Origin of the sequence: Haloarcula halophila, from assembly GCF_029278565.1 — an archaeon.
GTDB lineage: Archaea > Halobacteriota > Halobacteria > Halobacteriales > Haloarculaceae > Haloarcula > Haloarcula halophila.
In genome coordinates this window covers 1,211,958-1,229,550 of the sequence record NZ_CP119559.1, presented here as the reverse complement: position 1 = coordinate 1,229,550, position 17,593 = coordinate 1,211,958, and the positions used below count along the sequence as shown (strand labels likewise).

General features: G+C 68.6%; 21 protein-coding genes. 14 read left to right on the top strand and 7 right to left on the bottom strand.

What is annotated here, in order from left to right; genetic code table 11:
- The first annotated feature begins 6 nt into the window (after nucleotides 1–6).
- From P0204_RS06500 to P0204_RS06485, 4 genes are all read left to right on the top strand, one after another.
- Nucleotides 7–471, top strand: a complete 465-nt coding sequence (locus P0204_RS06500) for a DUF7109 family protein (RefSeq protein ID WP_276222709.1) — start codon at nucleotides 7–9, stop codon at nucleotides 469–471.
- A 114-nt stretch (nucleotides 472–585) separates the two neighbouring features.
- On the top strand, nucleotides 586–1,068 hold the full coding sequence (locus P0204_RS06495; protein WP_276222707.1) for an HTH domain-containing protein: 483 nt from the start codon (nucleotides 586–588) through the stop codon (nucleotides 1,066–1,068).
- Nucleotides 1,069–1,125: 57 nt separating this feature from the next.
- Nucleotides 1,126–1,743: an NUDIX hydrolase gene (locus P0204_RS06490; RefSeq protein WP_276222705.1), complete on the top strand. Its 618-nt coding sequence runs from the start codon at nucleotides 1,126–1,128 to the stop codon at nucleotides 1,741–1,743.
- Nucleotides 1,744–1,751: 8 nt separating this feature from the next.
- Nucleotides 1,752–2,849 carry an NAD(P)/FAD-dependent oxidoreductase gene (locus P0204_RS06485; protein WP_276222703.1) on the top strand — a complete coding sequence of 366 codons (1,098 nt, stop codon included), beginning with the start codon at nucleotides 1,752–1,754 and terminating at the stop codon, nucleotides 2,847–2,849.
- Between the two features lie 6 nt (nucleotides 2,850–2,855).
- Here P0204_RS06485 and P0204_RS06480 read toward each other — a convergent pair whose 3' ends face one another.
- Together P0204_RS06480 and P0204_RS06475 are read right to left on the bottom strand one after the other, a co-directional pair.
- A complete protein-coding gene (locus P0204_RS06480; protein WP_276222701.1) occupies nucleotides 2,856–3,308 on the bottom strand; it encodes an Hsp20/alpha crystallin family protein in 453 nt (150 codons plus the stop codon).
- A complete protein-coding gene (locus P0204_RS06475) occupies nucleotides 3,305–3,463 on the bottom strand; it encodes a DUF7559 family protein (RefSeq protein WP_276222699.1) in 159 nt (52 codons plus the stop codon). Before P0204_RS06475 ends, P0204_RS06480 begins: the two co-directional genes overlap by 4 nt.
- Nucleotides 3,464–3,567: 104 nt before the next feature.
- On the opposite strand from P0204_RS06475, the gene P0204_RS06470 reads away from it, so the two are divergent.
- From P0204_RS06470 to P0204_RS06440, 7 genes are all read left to right on the top strand, one after another.
- Entirely contained in the window at nucleotides 3,568–4,371 is an 804-nt protein-coding gene (locus tag P0204_RS06470; protein WP_276222696.1) for a DUF429 domain-containing protein, read from the top strand.
- Between the two features lie 51 nt (nucleotides 4,372–4,422).
- The gene (locus tag P0204_RS06465; RefSeq protein WP_276222694.1) at nucleotides 4,423–6,324 is read left to right on the top strand and encodes an ABC transporter ATP-binding protein; all 1,902 of its coding nucleotides are present in this window, start codon (nucleotides 4,423–4,425) and stop codon (nucleotides 6,322–6,324) included.
- A 42-nt stretch (nucleotides 6,325–6,366) separates the two neighbouring features.
- The gene (locus P0204_RS06460; RefSeq protein ID WP_276222692.1) at nucleotides 6,367–6,723 is read left to right on the top strand and encodes a DUF4112 domain-containing protein; all 357 of its coding nucleotides are present in this window, start codon (nucleotides 6,367–6,369) and stop codon (nucleotides 6,721–6,723) included.
- 23 nt (nucleotides 6,724–6,746) lie between these two features.
- On the top strand, nucleotides 6,747–8,474 hold the full coding sequence (locus P0204_RS06455; RefSeq protein WP_276222690.1) for a radical SAM protein: 1,728 nt from the start codon (nucleotides 6,747–6,749) through the stop codon (nucleotides 8,472–8,474).
- Nucleotides 8,475–8,513: 39 nt separating this feature from the next.
- On the top strand, nucleotides 8,514–10,331 hold the full coding sequence (locus P0204_RS06450) for a flippase-like domain-containing protein (protein ID WP_276222688.1): 1,818 nt from the start codon (nucleotides 8,514–8,516) through the stop codon (nucleotides 10,329–10,331).
- Nucleotides 10,332–10,437: 106 nt separating this feature from the next.
- Nucleotides 10,438–11,199, top strand: coding sequence for a DUF7001 family protein (locus tag P0204_RS06445; RefSeq protein WP_276222686.1), 762 nt, complete (start codon nucleotides 10,438–10,440; stop codon nucleotides 11,197–11,199).
- Between the two features lie 32 nt (nucleotides 11,200–11,231).
- A complete protein-coding gene (locus tag P0204_RS06440; RefSeq protein ID WP_276222684.1) occupies nucleotides 11,232–12,494 on the top strand; it encodes a glycosyltransferase family 87 protein in 1,263 nt (420 codons plus the stop codon).
- 3 nt (nucleotides 12,495–12,497) lie between these two features.
- Here the strand turns inward: P0204_RS06440 and P0204_RS06435 are convergent, their stop codons facing one another.
- The 4 genes from P0204_RS06435 to P0204_RS06420 all read right to left on the bottom strand — a co-directional run bounded on the left by P0204_RS06435 (nucleotide 12,498) and on the right by P0204_RS06420 (nucleotide 15,298).
- Entirely contained in the window at nucleotides 12,498–13,148 is a 651-nt protein-coding gene (locus P0204_RS06435; RefSeq protein WP_276222683.1) for a class I SAM-dependent methyltransferase, read from the bottom strand.
- Nucleotides 13,145–14,041: a thiamine-phosphate synthase family protein gene (locus P0204_RS06430; RefSeq protein ID WP_276222681.1), complete on the bottom strand. Its 897-nt coding sequence runs from the start codon at nucleotides 14,039–14,041 to the stop codon at nucleotides 13,145–13,147. Before P0204_RS06430 ends, P0204_RS06435 begins: the two co-directional genes overlap by 4 nt.
- A complete protein-coding gene (dcd, locus tag P0204_RS06425; RefSeq protein WP_276222679.1) occupies nucleotides 14,041–14,628 on the bottom strand; it encodes a dCTP deaminase in 588 nt (195 codons plus the stop codon). Before dcd ends, P0204_RS06430 begins: the two co-directional genes overlap by 1 nt.
- A 64-nt stretch (nucleotides 14,629–14,692) precedes the next feature.
- Nucleotides 14,693–15,298 (bottom strand): YIP1 family protein, encoded by a 606-nt coding sequence (locus P0204_RS06420; protein ID WP_276222676.1) that lies wholly within the window; start codon nucleotides 15,296–15,298, stop codon nucleotides 14,693–14,695.
- Nucleotides 15,299–15,403: 105 nt separating this feature from the next.
- Between P0204_RS06420 and pth2 the strand changes: the two genes are divergently transcribed.
- The 3 genes from pth2 to psmB all read left to right on the top strand — a co-directional run bounded on the left by pth2 (nucleotide 15,404) and on the right by psmB (nucleotide 17,247).
- On the top strand, nucleotides 15,404–15,742 hold the full coding sequence (gene pth2 / locus P0204_RS06415; protein WP_276222675.1) for a peptidyl-tRNA hydrolase Pth2: 339 nt from the start codon (nucleotides 15,404–15,406) through the stop codon (nucleotides 15,740–15,742).
- A 78-nt stretch (nucleotides 15,743–15,820) separates the two neighbouring features.
- A complete protein-coding gene (psmA, locus tag P0204_RS06410; protein WP_276222673.1) occupies nucleotides 15,821–16,555 on the top strand; it encodes an archaeal proteasome endopeptidase complex subunit alpha in 735 nt (244 codons plus the stop codon).
- Entirely contained in the window at nucleotides 16,555–17,247 is a 693-nt protein-coding gene (gene psmB, locus P0204_RS06405; protein WP_276222670.1) for an archaeal proteasome endopeptidase complex subunit beta, read from the top strand. The genes psmA and psmB overlap by 1 nt, the downstream gene beginning before the upstream one ends.
- A 40-nt stretch (nucleotides 17,248–17,287) precedes the next feature.
- Here the strand turns inward: psmB and P0204_RS06400 are convergent, their stop codons facing one another.
- On the bottom strand, nucleotides 17,288–17,578 hold the full coding sequence (locus tag P0204_RS06400) for a DUF7526 family protein (protein ID WP_276222668.1): 291 nt from the start codon (nucleotides 17,576–17,578) through the stop codon (nucleotides 17,288–17,290).
- Nucleotides 17,579–17,593: the final 15 nt, after the last annotated feature.

The following is a 17,593-nucleotide window of genomic DNA, read 5'->3' as shown; positions in this document are numbered from 1 at the left end:
GTCCGTATGGACATCTCTGCCGACGAACTGGCCGGCATCGTCGACCTCTTCGACGCGCTCTCCCGAGCGGAACTCGGGCGGGCGTGTGCCGAACTCGCGTTCAAACGCGGGGAGGACACGGACCCCGCCGCATACGACGACGTGATCGACGCCGCCGTCGAGTCGTACCATCTCGTCGGTGTCGACGCCGACGAGGCGGAGGCGGAGGTACTCGTCGTCGGGCCGACCGCCTTCCCGACGCTTCCGGACGGGGCCGGCGACCTGCCACACATCATGGACGTTCCCGATCGGGACCTCTCCCGTGACCGCGTCGTCGAGGCCGTCGAACGCCAGTTCCGGGCCGACGCGGCGGCGGCGATCGACACCGGCGACGAGGACCGGATCGCGGATCTTCTAGACGTGAGCTACGACCTCGACGCCTGGGGTGCGGTCGATCTCGGTGCCGCGCGTGATCGGCTCGATAGCGCTTGAGCGCAGTATCTGTCGGTCGAATCGCCGTGCTACGTATTAGTGGATGTGCAAACACCTATAACAGCCTAGACGAAACGGTTATTGGATATTCTGAGGTATTTGTTCACACGACACATGCCCCAACAGTCGACGATCGACTCGGCGAACGACGGGACGACCGTCAGGATGACTCTGTGGACGCGGCAACCGGTCTGTGGGACGCGGACGACCGTCCTCGATCGGCTGGGACAGCTCCGTAGCCAGGGTGCGATCGACGGGTTCGACGTGGAGACCTGGCCCGACGAGATCCGGCTCGACGGTGAGACCACACACGACGAGATCGTCGCGACGTTCGAGCGGTTCGGGGACTGGGCGAGTGACCACGGCGTGACCGTCGAACCGCCGTTCGAGACTCGACAGGTCTCTCCCCTGTTGGGCACCTCGTATCGGGTGTTGCGGCTGCCGGTGATGGTGCTTGCCGTCTACGACGACGAACTGGCGGGAGTCTATCCCTGTACCGACGGGGCGGAGACGACGACGATTCCGGACTTTCTGGATGCCTACGAGGCGGACGGCGGTCTCCCGGCGACGGACGCCCACGCTCTCAGCGGCGACTGACTGGCCAGTGGCACCGTCGACCAGCCGACTTATTGTCGTCCGCTTCCCACAGAGCGTATGGAGTTCGACCGGATCGGAGACCACGAACCGGTGGTCGTCGACGACGAGCGGCGCGAGGCAGCCGTCGTCGCTCCGGTCGTCAGTAGCGACGAGGAGTCGATCCTCTTCACGAAACGCGCGGATCACCTTCAGGACCATCCCGGGCAGATGTCCTTTCCCGGTGGCGGTCGCGAGCCCGAGGACGCCGACCTCCTCCAGACCGCGTTACGGGAGGCGAACGAGGAGATCGGCCTGGACCCGCGTGCGGCAAACGTCGTCGGACGGCTCGACGACATCCGGACGGTCACCCACTACTCGGTGCGACCCTTCGTCGCTCGCATCCCCGAACGTGACTACGTCCCGAACGATCAGGAGGTCGCCGAGATCGTCTGTCTCTCGGTCGCGGCACTGACAGATCTGGACAACTACGAGTCCGAACAGCGTGACCACCCCCACTACGGGGAGATCCGGTTGCACTTCTTCTACGTCGACGGCTACACGGTGTGGGGAGCCACCGCACGGATGCTCGTCCAGTTGCTCGAACTCGGGACCGACTGGCGGGCGCCCGCCGAACCGGATCGCTACGCCGGCCCGGACGACGACCTCCCGCCGCGGGTCCGTGACGAGGTGGAGTGACCGAACCGATGACGGTGGCCGTCGTCGGCGGTGGGGCCGTCGGTCTCGCTATCGCCGGATCGCTCGCGGAGCGAGGCGCGACTGTCACGCTGTACGAACGCGATCGGCTGGGGAGTGGAACGACCGGTCGGGCCGCCGGCATCTGTTACGACGCCTTCGCCGACCCGGTGGACGCGGCGGTCGCGGGCCACGCGATCGATCGGTACCGCGAGTGGGGCCTCCTGACCGACTGCCCGTACGTCTGGCTCGCTCGCGACGCCGACGACGCCGCGGCTATCGATGGACAGGTCGACCGGATGCAGTCCCACGGACTGGCCGTCTCGCGGCTCGCGCCCACCGAGTTGGCCGACCGCTACCCGGCGCTCGACACGGAGGCGGTCGTCACCGCCGGTATCGCGGCCGACGCAGGGCTGCTGGACCCGGACGCGGCCGTCGAGTTTCTCGCCGAGCGTGCCCGCGCCGCCGGGGCGGCGATTCGAACCGGGACCGAGGTGTCACTGGCCGGTCCCCGGACGGTCGAGACGCCCAGCGGGACCGACACGGTGGACGCGGTCGTCGTCGCGGCCGGCCACGCGACGGCACCGCTGGTCGGGGCCATCGGCGTCCCGCTCGCGCTGGAGACCTATCGCGCACAGGCGCTCCGGACCGACGCGGTCGGGGCGACGCTGCCCGCGCTGTACGACGCGACCGCGGAGTTCTACTGGCGGCCACAGGCGGAGAGCCTGCTGGTCGGTGACGGCGCACACGCGGCCACCCCCGAAGACTGGAACCCCGACGCGGACCCGTCGTTCGTCTCGGGCGCGCTCGAACGGGTTGCGGACGCGACGACGCTCTCCCCGACAGCGACACGGTCGTGGGCCGGGATCTGTACGGCGACGCCGGACCGCGATCCGCTGGTCGGTGCCGTGGCCGAGGGCTGTTCCGTCGCGACAGGGTGGCACGGTCACGGGCTGATGTGGGCACCGGCCGTCGGCGACCACGTCGCCAGCGTCGTTCTGGGAACGGCGTCGCCACTCCCGGAACAGTTCGCCACGCGGGCTGATCCGACCCGCTTCGACGGCGACGAGGCGTTCGACCCGCTGGGTGACCCGACGCGGGACTGGTGAGGCCGGTCAGGCGTCGCCGTCGTCGCCCTCGTCGGAATCGTGGTCGTCGGTCGCTCCTTCCTCGTCTTCGGGAGCGGTGTCTTCCGCTTCGACTTTCGGGACTGTCACCTGCAGCGTCCCGTCGGCTTTCAGCGTCGCGGTCGCGGCCTCGGCGTCGACGACCGCGTCGGCCGGCAGCGTGAGCGAGCCGTCCAGGGACAGCCCGCGACCGGGAAACAGCATGTCGAACCCGTCGTGGAAGTCACGGAACCGATCGATCCGGACCTCCACCCGGTCGTCGACGTATCGGACCTGAACGTCGGAGGCGGTCGCGCCCGGTGCGTCGAACACCACGAGGTAGGCGTCGTCGGACTCCAGGAGATCCGCCGGCAGGGGCTTGCGCTCCTGGACGCGCGAGGAGGCGCGGCCGACGTTCTCGAAGACGGCGTTTTCGAGGGTTTCGCCGAGCTCGCGGATCATAGCTCGATCGCCTCGAGACAGTCGACCCCCCCGCAGTACGGGCAGGCGAAGTCGGCGAGCCCGACATCCTCCGGCATATCGTACGTGTAATGCAGCTCGAACATGTCGAGTTCGCAGTCGTCGTCCGTACAGACGACTTCCATCGTGGCGGGCATACCGATTCGTTGGTTCGTCGGGGACAAACCGCTTTCGGACGGGTATCCACCCCGACGCCACACCGGGTCCGAAGGTTCATGGCACTGCCGGTGAACGTGTGGGTATGAACGAGGGCGTACTGGGGGTCGACTTCAGCGGCGCGAGCGCGGCCGGCGACGCGCTCTGGGTCACCGAGGCGACGCCCACCCCGCGAGGGCTTCGTGTCGACGAGTGCTACCGCGCGAGCGACCGCTGGGGCAGCGACCGCGAAGCCGCACACGCCGGCCTCCGCGAGCGGATCACCGACGACGATATCGGGACGGTCGGGATGGACTTCCCGTTCAGCCTCCCCCAGACGGTGTTAGACGCCCAGTGTGGGGGCAGTTGGACGGGCCTGTTGGAGTGGCTCGGCGGCTCGGAGGGTCCCAACGACCCGCGGTCGTTCTCCCAGCGCTGTCGCCGGACCGCCGAGATGGCCGTCGAGAAACGCGACGTCCGGCGGGAGACCGACCTCCGCCGTGGGGCGCTCTGTCCGTACACCAACCGCACGCGCAGCATGACCCTCTACGGCGTCCGGGACGTGCTGGGGCGGCTGGCCCAGCGGGCCGACACCGCCGTCGTGCCGATGCAAGACGAGACCGGAGAGACGACGACGCGGGTCTGTGAGGTCTACCCCGCAGCGACCTTCAGCTGGCTTGGCTGTTACCGCGAGGGGTACAAGAACGTCGAGGGCGCCCGCGACCGGCGTGGGGCCAACGTCGACGCCATCTCGGACTGTAGCGTCCTCGTGGGCGCTCACCGCCGCCAGTACCTCGACAACCACGACGCGTTGGACTCGCTGGCCGCCGCAGTCACGACGGCTCGGGTCGCCGACGGCGCACGGCCCACTCCCGCCGGACCGGTCACTGAAGGCTGCATCCACGTGTAACCCGTCGGAGCCGAACGCGGCATATTTCCGCCTGCGGCCGGAACAACGGCTATGTCTGAGGACCACGGTGGGTTCGAGGGCGTCCGCGAGAACGTCGACGGGCATCCGATGGTCAACCTCTTCGGGTACGCGACGCCGTACTGGCTCCGGCTGCTCGCTGGGATCCTCGCTGCGTTCTGTACCCGCTTTGCCCGGCTCGTTCCGCCCATCGTCGTCGCCGCCGCCATCGATCGGGTGATCCTCAACAGCGGCGAGCCCGGACTGTTGACGACGGCCGGGCTGCTCCCGACCGGCAGCATCACCGGGGAGGCGGCACGCGTCGCCTTCCTCCAGCGACTCGTCGTTATCGCCGCCGTGGCGTACCTGATCCGTTCTGTCACGCGGTTCGTCTCGCGGTACCTCCTGCAATCGACCGCACAGAAGATCCAGCGTGACCTGCGTGACGACACCTACGACCACCTCCAGCACCTCTCGATGGACTTCTTCGCCAACCACCAGACCGGCGGGATGATGTCGATCCTCAACAGCGACATCAACCGGCTTGAGTCGTTTCTCAACACGGAGTTCCGCCAGCTCATCCGCGTGGTCGCCACGGTCGGCGGGATCGCTGCCGTCCTCTACTGGCACTCCCCGACGCTGGCGCTGATCGCGCTGGCCCCGGTCCCGATCATCGGCGTCGCCAGCGGCTATTTCCTCACCTGGATCGAACCCCGCTACCGGTCGATCCGCCGGACCGTTTCGCGGCTCAACACTCGCCTGGAAAACAACCTCAGCGGCGCGCCGGTCATCAAGGCCTTCGACCGCTATGCCTTCGAGCGCAAGCGTGTCACCGAGCAGAGCCAGACCTACCACGACGAGAAGGTCGGCGCGCTGCGCATCCGGCGGGCCTTCTTCGCCGGGCTCCGGCTGCTGACCGGGGTCGTCTTCGTCGGCATCCTTTACGTCGCCGGGATGGATTTCGTCACGAGCGCGCCCGGTGAAGCGGCCCTCCAGACCGGGACCTTCGCGCTCTTTTTCCTCTATCTCCGCCGGCTCTACTCGCCGATGCGCCGGGTCGGGAAGTCGGCGAACAAGTACCAACTCGCCAAGTCCAGCGCCGAACGTGTCTTCGGCCTGCTGGGACAGGCCCCGACGATCACCGACCCCGAGGACCCGTATCGACCCGACGACATCGATGGCCGCGTCGACTTCGAGGACGTGACCTTCGGCTACGATGACGACCGACCGGTCGTTCGGAACGTCTCCCTTTCCGTCCCGGCGGGCGCGACCGTCGGGCTGGCCGGCCCGACCGGTGCCGGGAAGTCGACGCTGCTGAAACTCGTCCCCAGGTTCCACGACGTGGATTCGGGCGCGGTTCGGGTCGACGGGGTCGACGTCCGCGAGTACGCGCTCCAGTCGCTCCGTGACGACATCGCCATCGTCGAACAGCAACCGTATCTCTTCTCGGGGACCGTCGCGGAGAACATCGCCTACGGCGACCGGACAGTGTTAGACGGGGAGGCCGACGGCGACGAGGCCGCACGCGAGCGCGTCCGGGAGGCTGCCCGGGCCGCGGAGGCTCACGCCTTCGTCGAGGACCTGCCCGAGGGCTACGACACTCAGATCGGCGAGCGCGGGATCAAACTCTCGGGGGGCCAGCGCCAGCGTGTCGCCATCGCCCGCGCGCTGTTGAACGATCCGGAGATCATCATCTTCGACGAGGCCACGAGCGACGTCGACACCGAGACCGAGGAGCGCATCCAGGAGAGCATCGAGCGCCTCGTCGAGGACCGGACGGCCTTCGTCATCGCCCACCGCCTCTCGACGATCCAGGACGCCGACCGCATCGTCGTGCTCGACGACGGGGAACTCGCCGAGCAGGGGACACACACCGACCTCCTGGCCGCCGGCGGCGACTACGCGGACCTCTGGGACGCCCAGGCCGACGAGGGGCCGGTCAGTGCCGACGACTGAGAGCGGGCCAAGCGCTATTGTCGCCGCCGACGATGGACTCGTATGGAACAGGAACCGCCCGGGTTGACCCGCATCCGGCGGGTCGCGCGACTGCTAGACGACAGCGTCGGGGTCCCGCTGACCCGCTACCGCGTCGGCCTCGACGCGCTGCTGGGGCTGGTCCCGGTCGCCGGTGACACCGTCACGGCCCTGCTCTCGCTGTACATCGTCGTCGAAGCCGCTCGGCTTGGCGTCTCCCTGCGGACGCTCGCCCGGATGGTGCTGAACGTCGGGCTGGACTTCGCCGTCGGTTCGGTCCCGGTGGTCGGGGACCTCGTCGACGCCCTCTGGAAGGCCAACGAACGGAACGCCGAGCTGGCGGCCGCCGACCTCGCCCGGGCCGACCAGACACCGTTTTAGGCGTCGAGCGTCAACCCCGGGCTATGACCGACCCCGAGACGCTCTCCGTGACTATCGTCGACGGCTACGTCGACGAACCTGCACACTTCGGGGTCCCGCCGTACATCTCGACGTATCCCCGGTACGCCGCCGGGGCACTCGTCGACGCCGGCGTCCCGAGCGAGCGGATCACCTACCACACGATCGACGAACTCCGCGAGGAACGCCGCCGCTGGCAGGCCGTCGAGGAGGCCGACCTCATGGTCTACGTCGGCGGGATGACCGTCCCCGGCAAGTACGTCGGCGGGACCCCCGCCGAGCCAGACGAGGTCCGGGAGCTGGCCTGGACCGCCGAGGGGACCTCCATCATCGGCGGCCCCGTCCGGTTCGGCGTCGGCGAGGCCAACGAGGGCGCGAGCGAGACGGCCAGGGACGATCTGGACTTCGACTTCATGGCGATGGCCGACGTCGAGGCGGCCGTCTTCGACCTCGTCGAGTCCGGCCTGGAGGGGTTCAACGACCGCTACCGCTCCGTCGAGGAGGAGACCCGCTGGGCGCGGGCCGGCGCGTTCGTCGTCGAGCACCACCCCAACCATCCGGAGTACCTCATCTGCGAGATGGAGACCTCCCGGGGCTGTCCGTACCGCTGTTCGTTCTGTACGGAACCGATGTACGGCGACCCGGACTTCCGCCCGCCCGAGAGCGTCGTCGACGAGGTCGACGCCCTCTCGGACCACGGTGTCAAGCACTTCCGTCTGGGCCGACAGGCCGACATCCTCGCGTACGGCGGCGACGGCGAGGCACCGAACCCCGACGCGCTCCGTCGGCTCTACGGGGGCATCCGCGAGGTCGCGCCAGACCTGGAGACGCTCCATCTGGACAACATGAATCCCATCACCATCGTGAAGTGGCCCGAGAAGGCCCGGGAGGGGATCCGGATCATCGCCGAGCACAACACGCCCGGCGACACGGCCGCGTTCGGCCTGGAGTCGGCAGACCCGGAGGTGATGAGCGACAACAACCTCAACGTCACCGCCGACGAGTGTTTCGAGGCCGTGAAGGTGGTCAACGAGGTCGCCGGCTGGCGGCCCGGTGGGGATGGGGACCCGCGGACCGATGCGGACGGGTCAGCACCGAACTTCGGCGAGGACGCAGCCCCTCGCCTCCCGAAACTGCTGCCGGGGATCAACCTCGTCCACGGGCTGAAAGGCGAACGCCGGGAGACCTTCGAGCACAACAAGCGGTTCCTCCAGCGGGTCTACGACGAGGGGCTGATGCTCCGTCGAGTGAATATCCGCCAGGTGATGGCCTTCGAAGGGACCGACATGGCCGAGACCGGCGCGGACATCGCCAACGACCACAAGAAGCTGTTCAAACAGTACAAACGCGAGGTCCGCGAGGAGATCGACAACCCGATGCTCCAGCGGGTCGCCCCGCCCGGAACGGTGCTTCCCGACGTCCATCTGGAGTACCACCAGGACGGCAAGACGTTCGGCCGCCAACTCGGGACCTACCCGCTGTTGGTCGCCATCCCCGGCGAGCGCGAACTCGGCCGGGTGCTCGACGTGGCGATTACCGACCACGGCTACCGATCGGTCACGGGAGTCCCGCACCCGCTGGATCTCAACGCCGCGTCGATGGACGAACTCCGGGCCATACCGGGGATCGGCTCCCAGACCGCCGGCAACATCGTCGTCGAGCGTCCTTACGAGTCGGTCGATGGCGTCGCCGACGCCGACCTCTCGAAGTTCGTGACTGCCGAGCGATCGTAACAGAAAACTCTTGGCCCCAGTGGCGTCTACCGTGTTGCAATGAGCGACATCGAGGTGAGCGTCGTCCTCCCCGCGTACAACGAGGAGGACACCATCGAGGAGACCGTCTCGGTCACACTGGAGACGCTCGCCTCCTTCCTGCCGGCCGGCAGCTTCGAAGTCATCGTCGCCGAGGACGGCTGTGACGACCGGACACCGGAGATCGCGAGCCGTCTGGCCGCCGAGGACGACCGCGTCCGTCACGTCCACAGCGACGAGCGACTCGGTCGGGGCGGTGCCCTGGAGTACGCCTTCCAGCGGGCCGACGGCGGGACGCTCGTCTACTTCGACACCGACCTGGCGACGGACATGCGCCACCTGGAGGAACTCGTCGAGAGCGTCCGATCGGGGGCCTACGACGTCGCGACGGGGTCACGCTGGCTGCCCGAGAACCGGGCCGACCGCCCGGCCAGACGGGGCGTCCCGAGCCTGGGATACAACACGCTGGTGCGGGCCGTCCTGCGCTCGAAACTGCAGGACCACCAGTGTGGGTTCAAGGCCTTCGACAGGGACGCGATGGAGACGCTCGCGCCGATGGTCGAGGACGAGCACTGGTTCTGGGACACGGAACTGCTCGTGAAGGCTCAGCGAAACGGGTTCCGCGTCAAGGAGTTCCCCGTCGACTGGACGCCCAAGGGCGACTCGAAAGTCGACATCGTCCGGGACGTCTTCGGGATGGGGAGCCAGGTGTTGCGGACCTTCTGGGAGCTGTCGGTCAGCCCGCGGATCACCCGCCGGGTGTCGCTGGGGGCCGGCACCCTGCTGGTCGTCGTCGCCCTCTTGTTGATGACCCAGTATCTCGACCCCCGGACGGTACTGGAACGGATGGCCGACGCGGACCCCGCGATCGTCGCCCTCTCGGGAGCGGTGTACGCCCTCTCGTGGCCGCTGCGTGGGATCCGGTACCGGGACATCTTGGACTCGATGGGGCATCACGAACGCTGGGAGTTCCTGACCGGTGCGGTGTTCGTCAGTCAGACCGGGAACCTCGTCTTCCCCGCGCGGGCCGGCGACGCCGTCCGGGCCTACGTCGTGAAGGCGCGCCGCTCGATCCCCTACCCTACCGGCTTCGCCTCGCTGGCCGTCGAGCGCGTCTTCGACCTGCTGACGATCACGCTGCTTGCCGGTGTGGTGCTGATCGGGTTGGCGGTCACCGGGTCGGCCGACACACTCTTCGCCGCGCTGGCCGGCGACGCCGTCGGCGGTGACACGGCCAGCAGCGGCCAGACGGCCGTCGTCGTGGCGGCGGCGGTCGGACTCGCGGCCATCGGCGCGGTCGCGGCCATCGTCGCCAGCGCCCGCACCGACCGGAACTTCGTCCGTGCCGGGGTGGGGCGACTCAGCGACGACTCCTACGCCGACTACGTCGCCGGCGTCATCGAGGGGTTCGTCGCCGACATCCAGACGGTGACCGCCGACGGGGCGGCGTTCGTCCGTGTCGGCCTCGGTAGCCTCCTCATCTGGTCGCTGGACGTGCTCACGGCGCTCGTCGTGTTCCGTGCCTTCGGCCAGTCGCTGACGCCGTCGCTGATCGCCGTCGGCTTCTTCGCGGTCAGCGTCGGCAACCTCGCCAAGGTACTCCCGCTTACGCCGGGCGGCGTGGGGCTCTACGAGGGCGCGTTCACGATCATCGTCGCGCCGCTGACCCCCGTCGGCGTGACGACGGCGCTCTCGATCGCCGTGGTCGACCACGCGGTCAAAAACGCCGTCACGGTGGTCGGCGGTATCGTCTCGATGGCGTGGCTCAACGTCTCGCTGACGAAAGCCGTCGAGGAGTCACGGAACGCGAGCGAAGTCGAACCGGAGGCCGAGGCGTAGGTCCGGAGCCGTCGGGGGTCTCCCGTCGATAGCTGACCCGTCCTGATCGACGCCACGACGTTCGGGACCGTCGGATCGAAGTACCACCGAGTTGTACAACTGTAATATGAAACGGGTCACACTCTACCGGGCGCCGACGACCGCCGCCGACGTCGAGGCCGTCGGCGACTGGCTCGACGATCGGATCGACGCGACCGTCCGGGTCAGGGACCGGTTCTGTTCGCTGTACGGCGACGACGGGCTCGCCGAGACGTTCGCCGACGCACGTGTGCTGGACCCCTACGACCGCGCGACGGGAAACACGATGCTGGGAATCGTCCGCTACGAGGAGCGTGCCCTGGAAGACCCCGAGCGGGGCGGCGGCGTCATCTACGACGGCCTGGCGGTCCAGCGCGCGCTGTACGAACGGGTACCGGCCGACGAGCGGACGCTCGATCACCTCCATATCCCGGTGCTCGACCGCGTGGTCGGAACCTGGGGCGACCACGACGGCCGGTGGCACAAACGCGTCAACGTACTCGGACAACCGGGAGTGGTCTCCGTCCCGGGACTGTACGAGGCGCCCGCGAAACCCGAGCAGTACTACAAGGAGAAACAGCAACACGCGATGGTCTCGGGCGACGCGCCACCCCGAGAGGTGCTGGAGTCGGCGGTCGACGGCGAGTTCCTGGTCGCCGACGATCCACGGACGACCGATGCACTGAAGGGATACGTCCTGCAAGCAGCCCACTACCTGTCGACCGGCGAGGCGTTCTGTGACGAGTCAGGCTGTCGCCTCCACAACGCCCATCGACAGCCCGGTGTCGTGGCCGCACAACTCGACGACCCCGAGTTCTGCCCGCGACACGCCGATCGCTACCGGGTTTGACGGGACACCACGCCGGTCGTCCCCGACTGTCCATGTCCCTCTCTACCACTCGCCGCGATGTCTGGCTCGTCCTCGGGAGCGCCGTCCTTCTGGGTGCCGGATTGGGCCTCTACTACGTGCTGGCCTGGCCGGTCAAGATCGGACTGAACTACCGGGTGTACGACGCCGCCGCGCGGGCGGTCCTGGCCGGCCGAGATTTCTACGCGGTGACGCCACCCTCCAGCCGGTTCCACTATCTCTACCCGCCGGTGACGGTACTGGCGTTCGTTCCGCTCGCGCGACTTGGGGAGTGGCCGGTCGGTTACGCGATCACGACAGTGCTGACGGTCGCCGCCAGCGGCTGGCTGACGCGCCTGCTGGCCGGGTACGTCGAGTCGATGGGCTACCGAGTCCCGCGGAGCGACCGGCTACTCGTGGGTGCGTTCGTCCTCGCGTCGGTCCACGCCGTCCCGTCGCTGGCCTACGGCCAGGTCAACCACCTGCTCGTGGCCGCCTTCGCGGCCGGACTCGTCTGGCTCGACCGGGACCGCGAGTGGCTGGCCGGCGTCGCGCTCGCGCTGCCGGCCTTCGTCAAGGTGTTCCCGGCGGCCGTCGGCCTCTGGTTGCTCTACCGGCGTGCCTGGCGGGCCATCGTCGCCGCCGTCGGGACGGCAGTGGCGCTCTCGCTTGCCGGCCTCGCAGCGTTCGGACCGGCCACCTACAGGACCTACGTCTTCGACGTCCTCCTTGCGCGACGGGACACGCAGGCGTTCGTCGGCGGCCTCGACCCGGGAGTGAGCTACGTCACGCTCCGCCGGCCGCTGTCGGTGCTGTTCCCGACCGTCGATCCGACGTGGTACGCCGCCGGTGCCGCGGCGCTGCTGGCACCCGCGGTGGCCGCGCTGTACTGGCGCACTCGAACCACGACCGACCGGCTGGTCGCGCTGTACGGGACCCTCGTCGCGATACTGCTGTTTTTCCCGTCGCTGCTCCTGTACTACGTCTACCTGACGTTCCCGCTGGTCGTGCTCCTCTACGACCTCCCCCGAGGATGGGGCCGCCGGCTGTTCGTCGGCGGGACGCTGCTCGCGACACTCTCGCTGTCGTTCAACGCCGTCCCGCGGTTGGTCGACCTCCTCCCGCTGGCTCCCGAGACCGTCACGCAGATCACGGTAACGCTCCGTCCCGTATTCACGCTCGGAACGCCGGTCTTGTACGGTTGTCTCCTCTCGCTCGTCGGTTGTCTCGTCTATCGGCTCGAACGAGAACCGACGCCGGGAACCGCGGACGCCGCGTCGCCGGGGACGAGCGACTGAGCGTCAGGCGACAGTACCCGACAGCAGTCCAAGATAGCCGCCGGCCAGCGTCTCGTACCGGCGGTCGACGGTCCGTTCGGTGAGTCGTCGGCGTGCGGCCCGAACTCGCCGCTCGAAGGCCGTCGCCTGCGAGTCCCGCGCCAGCCGGCTCCCCGGCGAGGAGAGTCGGACGAACCCCTCGAAGACGACGTTCAGCGGGAGCGCGACGGTCGCGTCGCTGCGCTGGAAGTTCAACAGCGCGATCCGACCGCCGGGACCGACCGCGTCACACCACCGGTCGACGACTGGTTCGGGGTCGGGGAACAGGCCGGCGACGAACGTCGCGAGCACCGCGTCGGCGTCCCGGATCGGCGGGTGCGCGGCGTCACCCTGGACGTAGTGGACGCCGTCGCCGGCCCGGTCGGGGTGCCGGCCGGCCCGGTCGAGCATCCCCCGCGTGAGGTCGACGCCGACGACCGTCCCCCCCGGGCCGACCTGCTTCCGGAGGGACGGGACGTTCGCGCCGGTGCCACAGCCCATCTCGACGACGGTGTCCCCGGCCGACAGGTCCAGTGATTCCACGGCCCTCGCACGCCAGGAGCCGACGAAGGGGAGCGAGGCGAGGGCGTCGTAGAGGCGCGCCCACCGCCCGTAAAACGACCGAACGTCGGTCACAGCAGCTCACGTGTGCGCTCGGCGACGGTCCCGGCGTCGGGACCGAGCACGTAGACGACCGGCTCGACGCCCATCCCGCCGGTCTGGTAGAGCACGTCGGCGTCGGGCGTCTCGGCCAGCGCCTCGGCGACGCCGGTCTCGACGCTGGCCTCGGCGTCGAACTCGGCGGTCGTGTAGCCGGCCTCGGAAAGCGCCGTCACGATCGACTCGTCGTAGCGGACGTTCAGGGCCGCTCGCGCGTCGCTGCCGGCCGCGCGGGCCGCCAGCAACACCGACGCGACGTGTTCGCTGACGCCGAACTCCGGATCGGCCGGGATCGTCGCCCGCCCTTTCACGTCGAGAATCCGTCCCGGGACGGCGGCGACGTCCTCGATGCTGTCGCCGTCGGGCAACGCTTCGACGAGGTTCGACCCCACCGCGGGGATCAGCGTCGCGAACCCGCTCGTGTTCTCTAAGACCTGGAGCCCCCGCCGGACCGACGAGAGCGCCTGTTCGGCCGCCCGTAGCGTCGAATCGGGGTCGTGGACGGCGAACTCCCCCTCGTACTCGGCCAACTCCGGCACCCGCTGTTCGTGCAGTTGGGCCAACAGCCCGCCGCGTTCGAGTTCACGGATGAACACCTCCGTCTCGACCAGCGCCTGGACCGAGGTCGTCTCGCCGGCCGCCAGCCCGTCGGCCAGCCGCTCGACGAGTTCGGCGAGTCCGCGGTGGTCGAGCAACGCCTCGTTGCGGTCGACGTTCCCGTGGACGTACTTCGAGACGGCGCTCTGGCTGATCCCGAGCAACTCGGCGACCTCCGACTGGGTGAGGTCTCGCTCCCGGAGCGCCTCGGCCAGCAGCGACCGGAACGTCGGCAGGAACTCCTCGACGACGACCTCCTCGATGAACCGCATCACTGATCGCCTCCGAACTCGCGATCCCCCTGTATCTTGCTCGCCTGTGGCCCCTTCTGACCCTGGTACTTCGAGCCGCGCTCCTCGCCGTATGGCCGATCGGCCGGCGTCTTCAGTTCCGTAAAGGTCAGCTGCGAGATGCGCATCCCCGGGGAGAGGGCCACGGGCGCGGTCCCGAGATTCGACAGTTCGAGGGTGATCTGGCCCTGGTACCCGGGGTCCGCCAGACCGGCAGTGGCGTGGACCACGATCGCCAGACGGCCAAGCGACGAGCGCCCCTCGACGTGGGCGATGAGGTCGTCGGGGATCTCGACGCGCTCGTAGGTCGTCCCCAGCACGAAGTCGCCGGGGTGGAGGATGAACTCGTCGTCGTCATCGACGACCGTCTCCTCGACGTAGTCGGCGACCTCCTGCTCGCTGTTGGGGTGGATACACGGGATGTTGGCGTGCTGGAACTCCAGGAACTCCCGGCCCAACCGGAGGTCGACGCTGGCGGGCTGGATCTGGATGTCCGGATCGTCGAGGGGTTCGACGACCAGATCGCCGTCTTCGAGGCGCCGCAGGATGTCCGCGTCCGAGAGGATCATTACCCGAGGTAGGGCGACCCGGCGCCTAAAACGTCCCGCCTCGGAGCGCGAGCCATCGCGGTGGTCAGACGAGCACGACGAGGGCGACGGCGACGACGATGGCCGTCGCCACCGCGCTGAACCGGTCGATACCGTGGGCGACTCGGAGGCCGGCCGCCCAGATGAACGCCTGCCAGGCGGCAGTCCCGATCTGGACCAGGAGGACCGCGAGCCCGGAGACCCCGCTCTGGAGCGGGCGGAGTCGGGCACCGAGCGCCGCCAGGCTATCGATCGCGAGGTCGGCCTGGAGGCCGTACACCACGAGGGCCGCGCCGACGACGACGACGCCGACCAGCGTTGGCACCAAGCCCCAGGCCGCGACCTCCAGCGTCGCGCCGAACGTGCCGCGTCCGCCGCCCAGTTTCGCTCCGAGGAACAGCGCCGCCCCGAGCACGAGCCAGAGGACGAGCACGGCCAGGAAAAGCAGCGGGAGCGCGTCGGTCACCGCCGTCCGGAACTCGCCGGTGACTCCGTTCCCCAGTCCCCGAGCGAACAGCCACAGCGAGGCGCCGACGACGCTCGTCAGGACCAGCGAGAACAGGGTTGCCAGTCCGGCCCCGAGGACGCCGTTCAACTCCGACTCGCGGTCCGCGAAGAACTGTCGGGGCTGGGTCAGGAGTCGCAGCGCCATGGGGTGTCGTGGGGGACTCCACGCCCATGGTGTATGTACCCTGTGGTACGTGCAACCGGTCGGGTGCTCCGAGGGGGCTTTAAGTACGGGTCGCCATGTTGGGGTATGAAGCAGGCCATCGTCGCTCGTGTGGACATCGGGATGGGCGAGGGGAAACTCGCCGCCCAGGTCGCACACGCCGCCCTGTCGGCCTTCGAGGACGCGGGTCGGAAGGCCCGGACCGCCTGGAAAGGCGAGGGCCAGAAGAAGGTCGTGCTCAAAGCGACGAGCGAGGACGAGCTGTTCGAACTCGCCGATGCTGCCGAGCGCGAGGGCCTGCCGCATGCGGTCGTCAGAGACGCCGGTCACACCGAGCTCGATCCCGGGACCGTCACTGCGTTGGCGGTCGGTCCCGCAGAGGACGAACTCGTCGACCGGGTCACCGGCGACCTGCCGCTGTACTGAGGACAGTGGCGGCCATACCACCGGTATGGTTATATACAAGAAACCCTAACCTCAGGTGAACAACAGAGAACACAGATCATGCAAGGAAACGAACAGCAGGCGTACGACCGCGGGATCACGATCTTCTCGCCGGACGGGCGCCTCTACCAGGTCGAGTACGCCCGCGAGGCGGTCAAACGCGGCACCGCGAGCGTCGGTGTCCGAACTGCCGACGGTGTCGTACTGGCGGCCGACCGGCGCGCCCGGTCGCCGCTCATCGAGCGCGACAGCATCGAGAAGATCCACGAGATCGACGACCACGTCGGGATCGCCAGCGCCGGCCACGTGGCCGACGCCCGGCAACTCATCGACGTGGCGCGCCGGCAGGCTCAGGTCAACCGGCTGCGCTACGACGAGCCGGCCTCCGTCGAATCGCTCACGAAGGAGATCACCGACTACATCCAGCAGTACACCCAGACCGGCGGCGCACGGCCGTTCGGCGTCGCGCTGCTGGTCGGTGGCATCGAGAACGGCGAGCCCCGCCTGTTCGAGACGGACCCGTCGGGGACCCCTTACGAGTGGCAAGCGGTCGCCATCGGTGGCTCCCGCGAGGACATCCAGACCTACCTCGAAGAGGAGTACACCGACGAGATGGACCTGGAAGCCGGCGTCGAACTGGCGCTGCGCTCGCTCGCGTCGGTCAACGACGACGGCCTCGACGCGACCGGTGTCGACATCGCCACGATCGACGTCGAGACCGAGCAGTTCACGAAGCTCGAGGAGGACGACATCGCCGACCGCCTGGCCGAGTTCGAACTCGGAGGTGAGGAGTGATGTACGATCCCGACAACCGCCTGACCGACGCCTACGAGCCACAGGTCGGAACCATCCCCTCGGACGACAGCAACCGCGACGAGGAGACGGTGACCAAGACGGGGACGACCACGGTCGGTATCAGCACCGACGAGGGCGTCCTCATCGCGACGGATCGACGCGCCTCGCTGGGCGGCCGGTTCGTCTCGAACAAACAGGTCCAGAAGGTCGAGCAGATCCACCCGACGGCCGCGATGACGCTGGTCGGCAGCGTCGGCGGCGCTCAGTCGTTCATCCGCTCGCTGCGCTCGGAGGCGAACCTCTACGAGGTGCGTCGTAACGAGCCCCTGAGCATCCACGCCCTGTCGACGCTCGCGGGCAACTTCGCCCGCGGTGGCCCCTTCTTCGCCATCAACCCCATCATCGGCGGGGTCGACGAGGACGGCAGCCACGTCTACAGCGTCGACCCGGCCGGCGGCGTCCTGCAGGACGATTATACAGTTACGGGCTCCGGGACCATGGTCGCGACGGGGACCATCGAGGGCGAGTACGACCCCGAGATGAGCCTCGAAGAAGCCCGTGAGCTGGCGATCCGTGCGGTCCAGTCCGCCGCAGAGCGTGACACCGGTTCCGGGAACGGAATCGTCCTCGCCGAGGTCACCGAGGACGGCGTCGAGATCGACCGGTTCGAGGACTACGAGTCGGCGGTCTGAGACTGTCACCGACCGGTTTTCGCGTTCCGACGCGACGAGATCAGTCGAGTCGCGTCGCCTCGTAGACGCCCGGCATCCCCGTCTCCCGAACGCTCGCGGTCACTTCCTCGCCCTCGTCGGCACCCCGTTCCGCGACGAGCGTGATCGGTTCGATGGGTCGTCGCAGCAGAAACGCCCGGACGCGTTCGAACCACGACGGGACACCACCCTCCCGACAGACGAGGACGTACCGCGAGTCGGCCAGCTCTTCGAGTTCGGGCTGGAGGTCGTAGTCGTCGAGATCCGACGGCTCGACGACGTGGATGACTTCGCCGGTGATCCGCTCGGTCATACCCGTGGCTCGGGC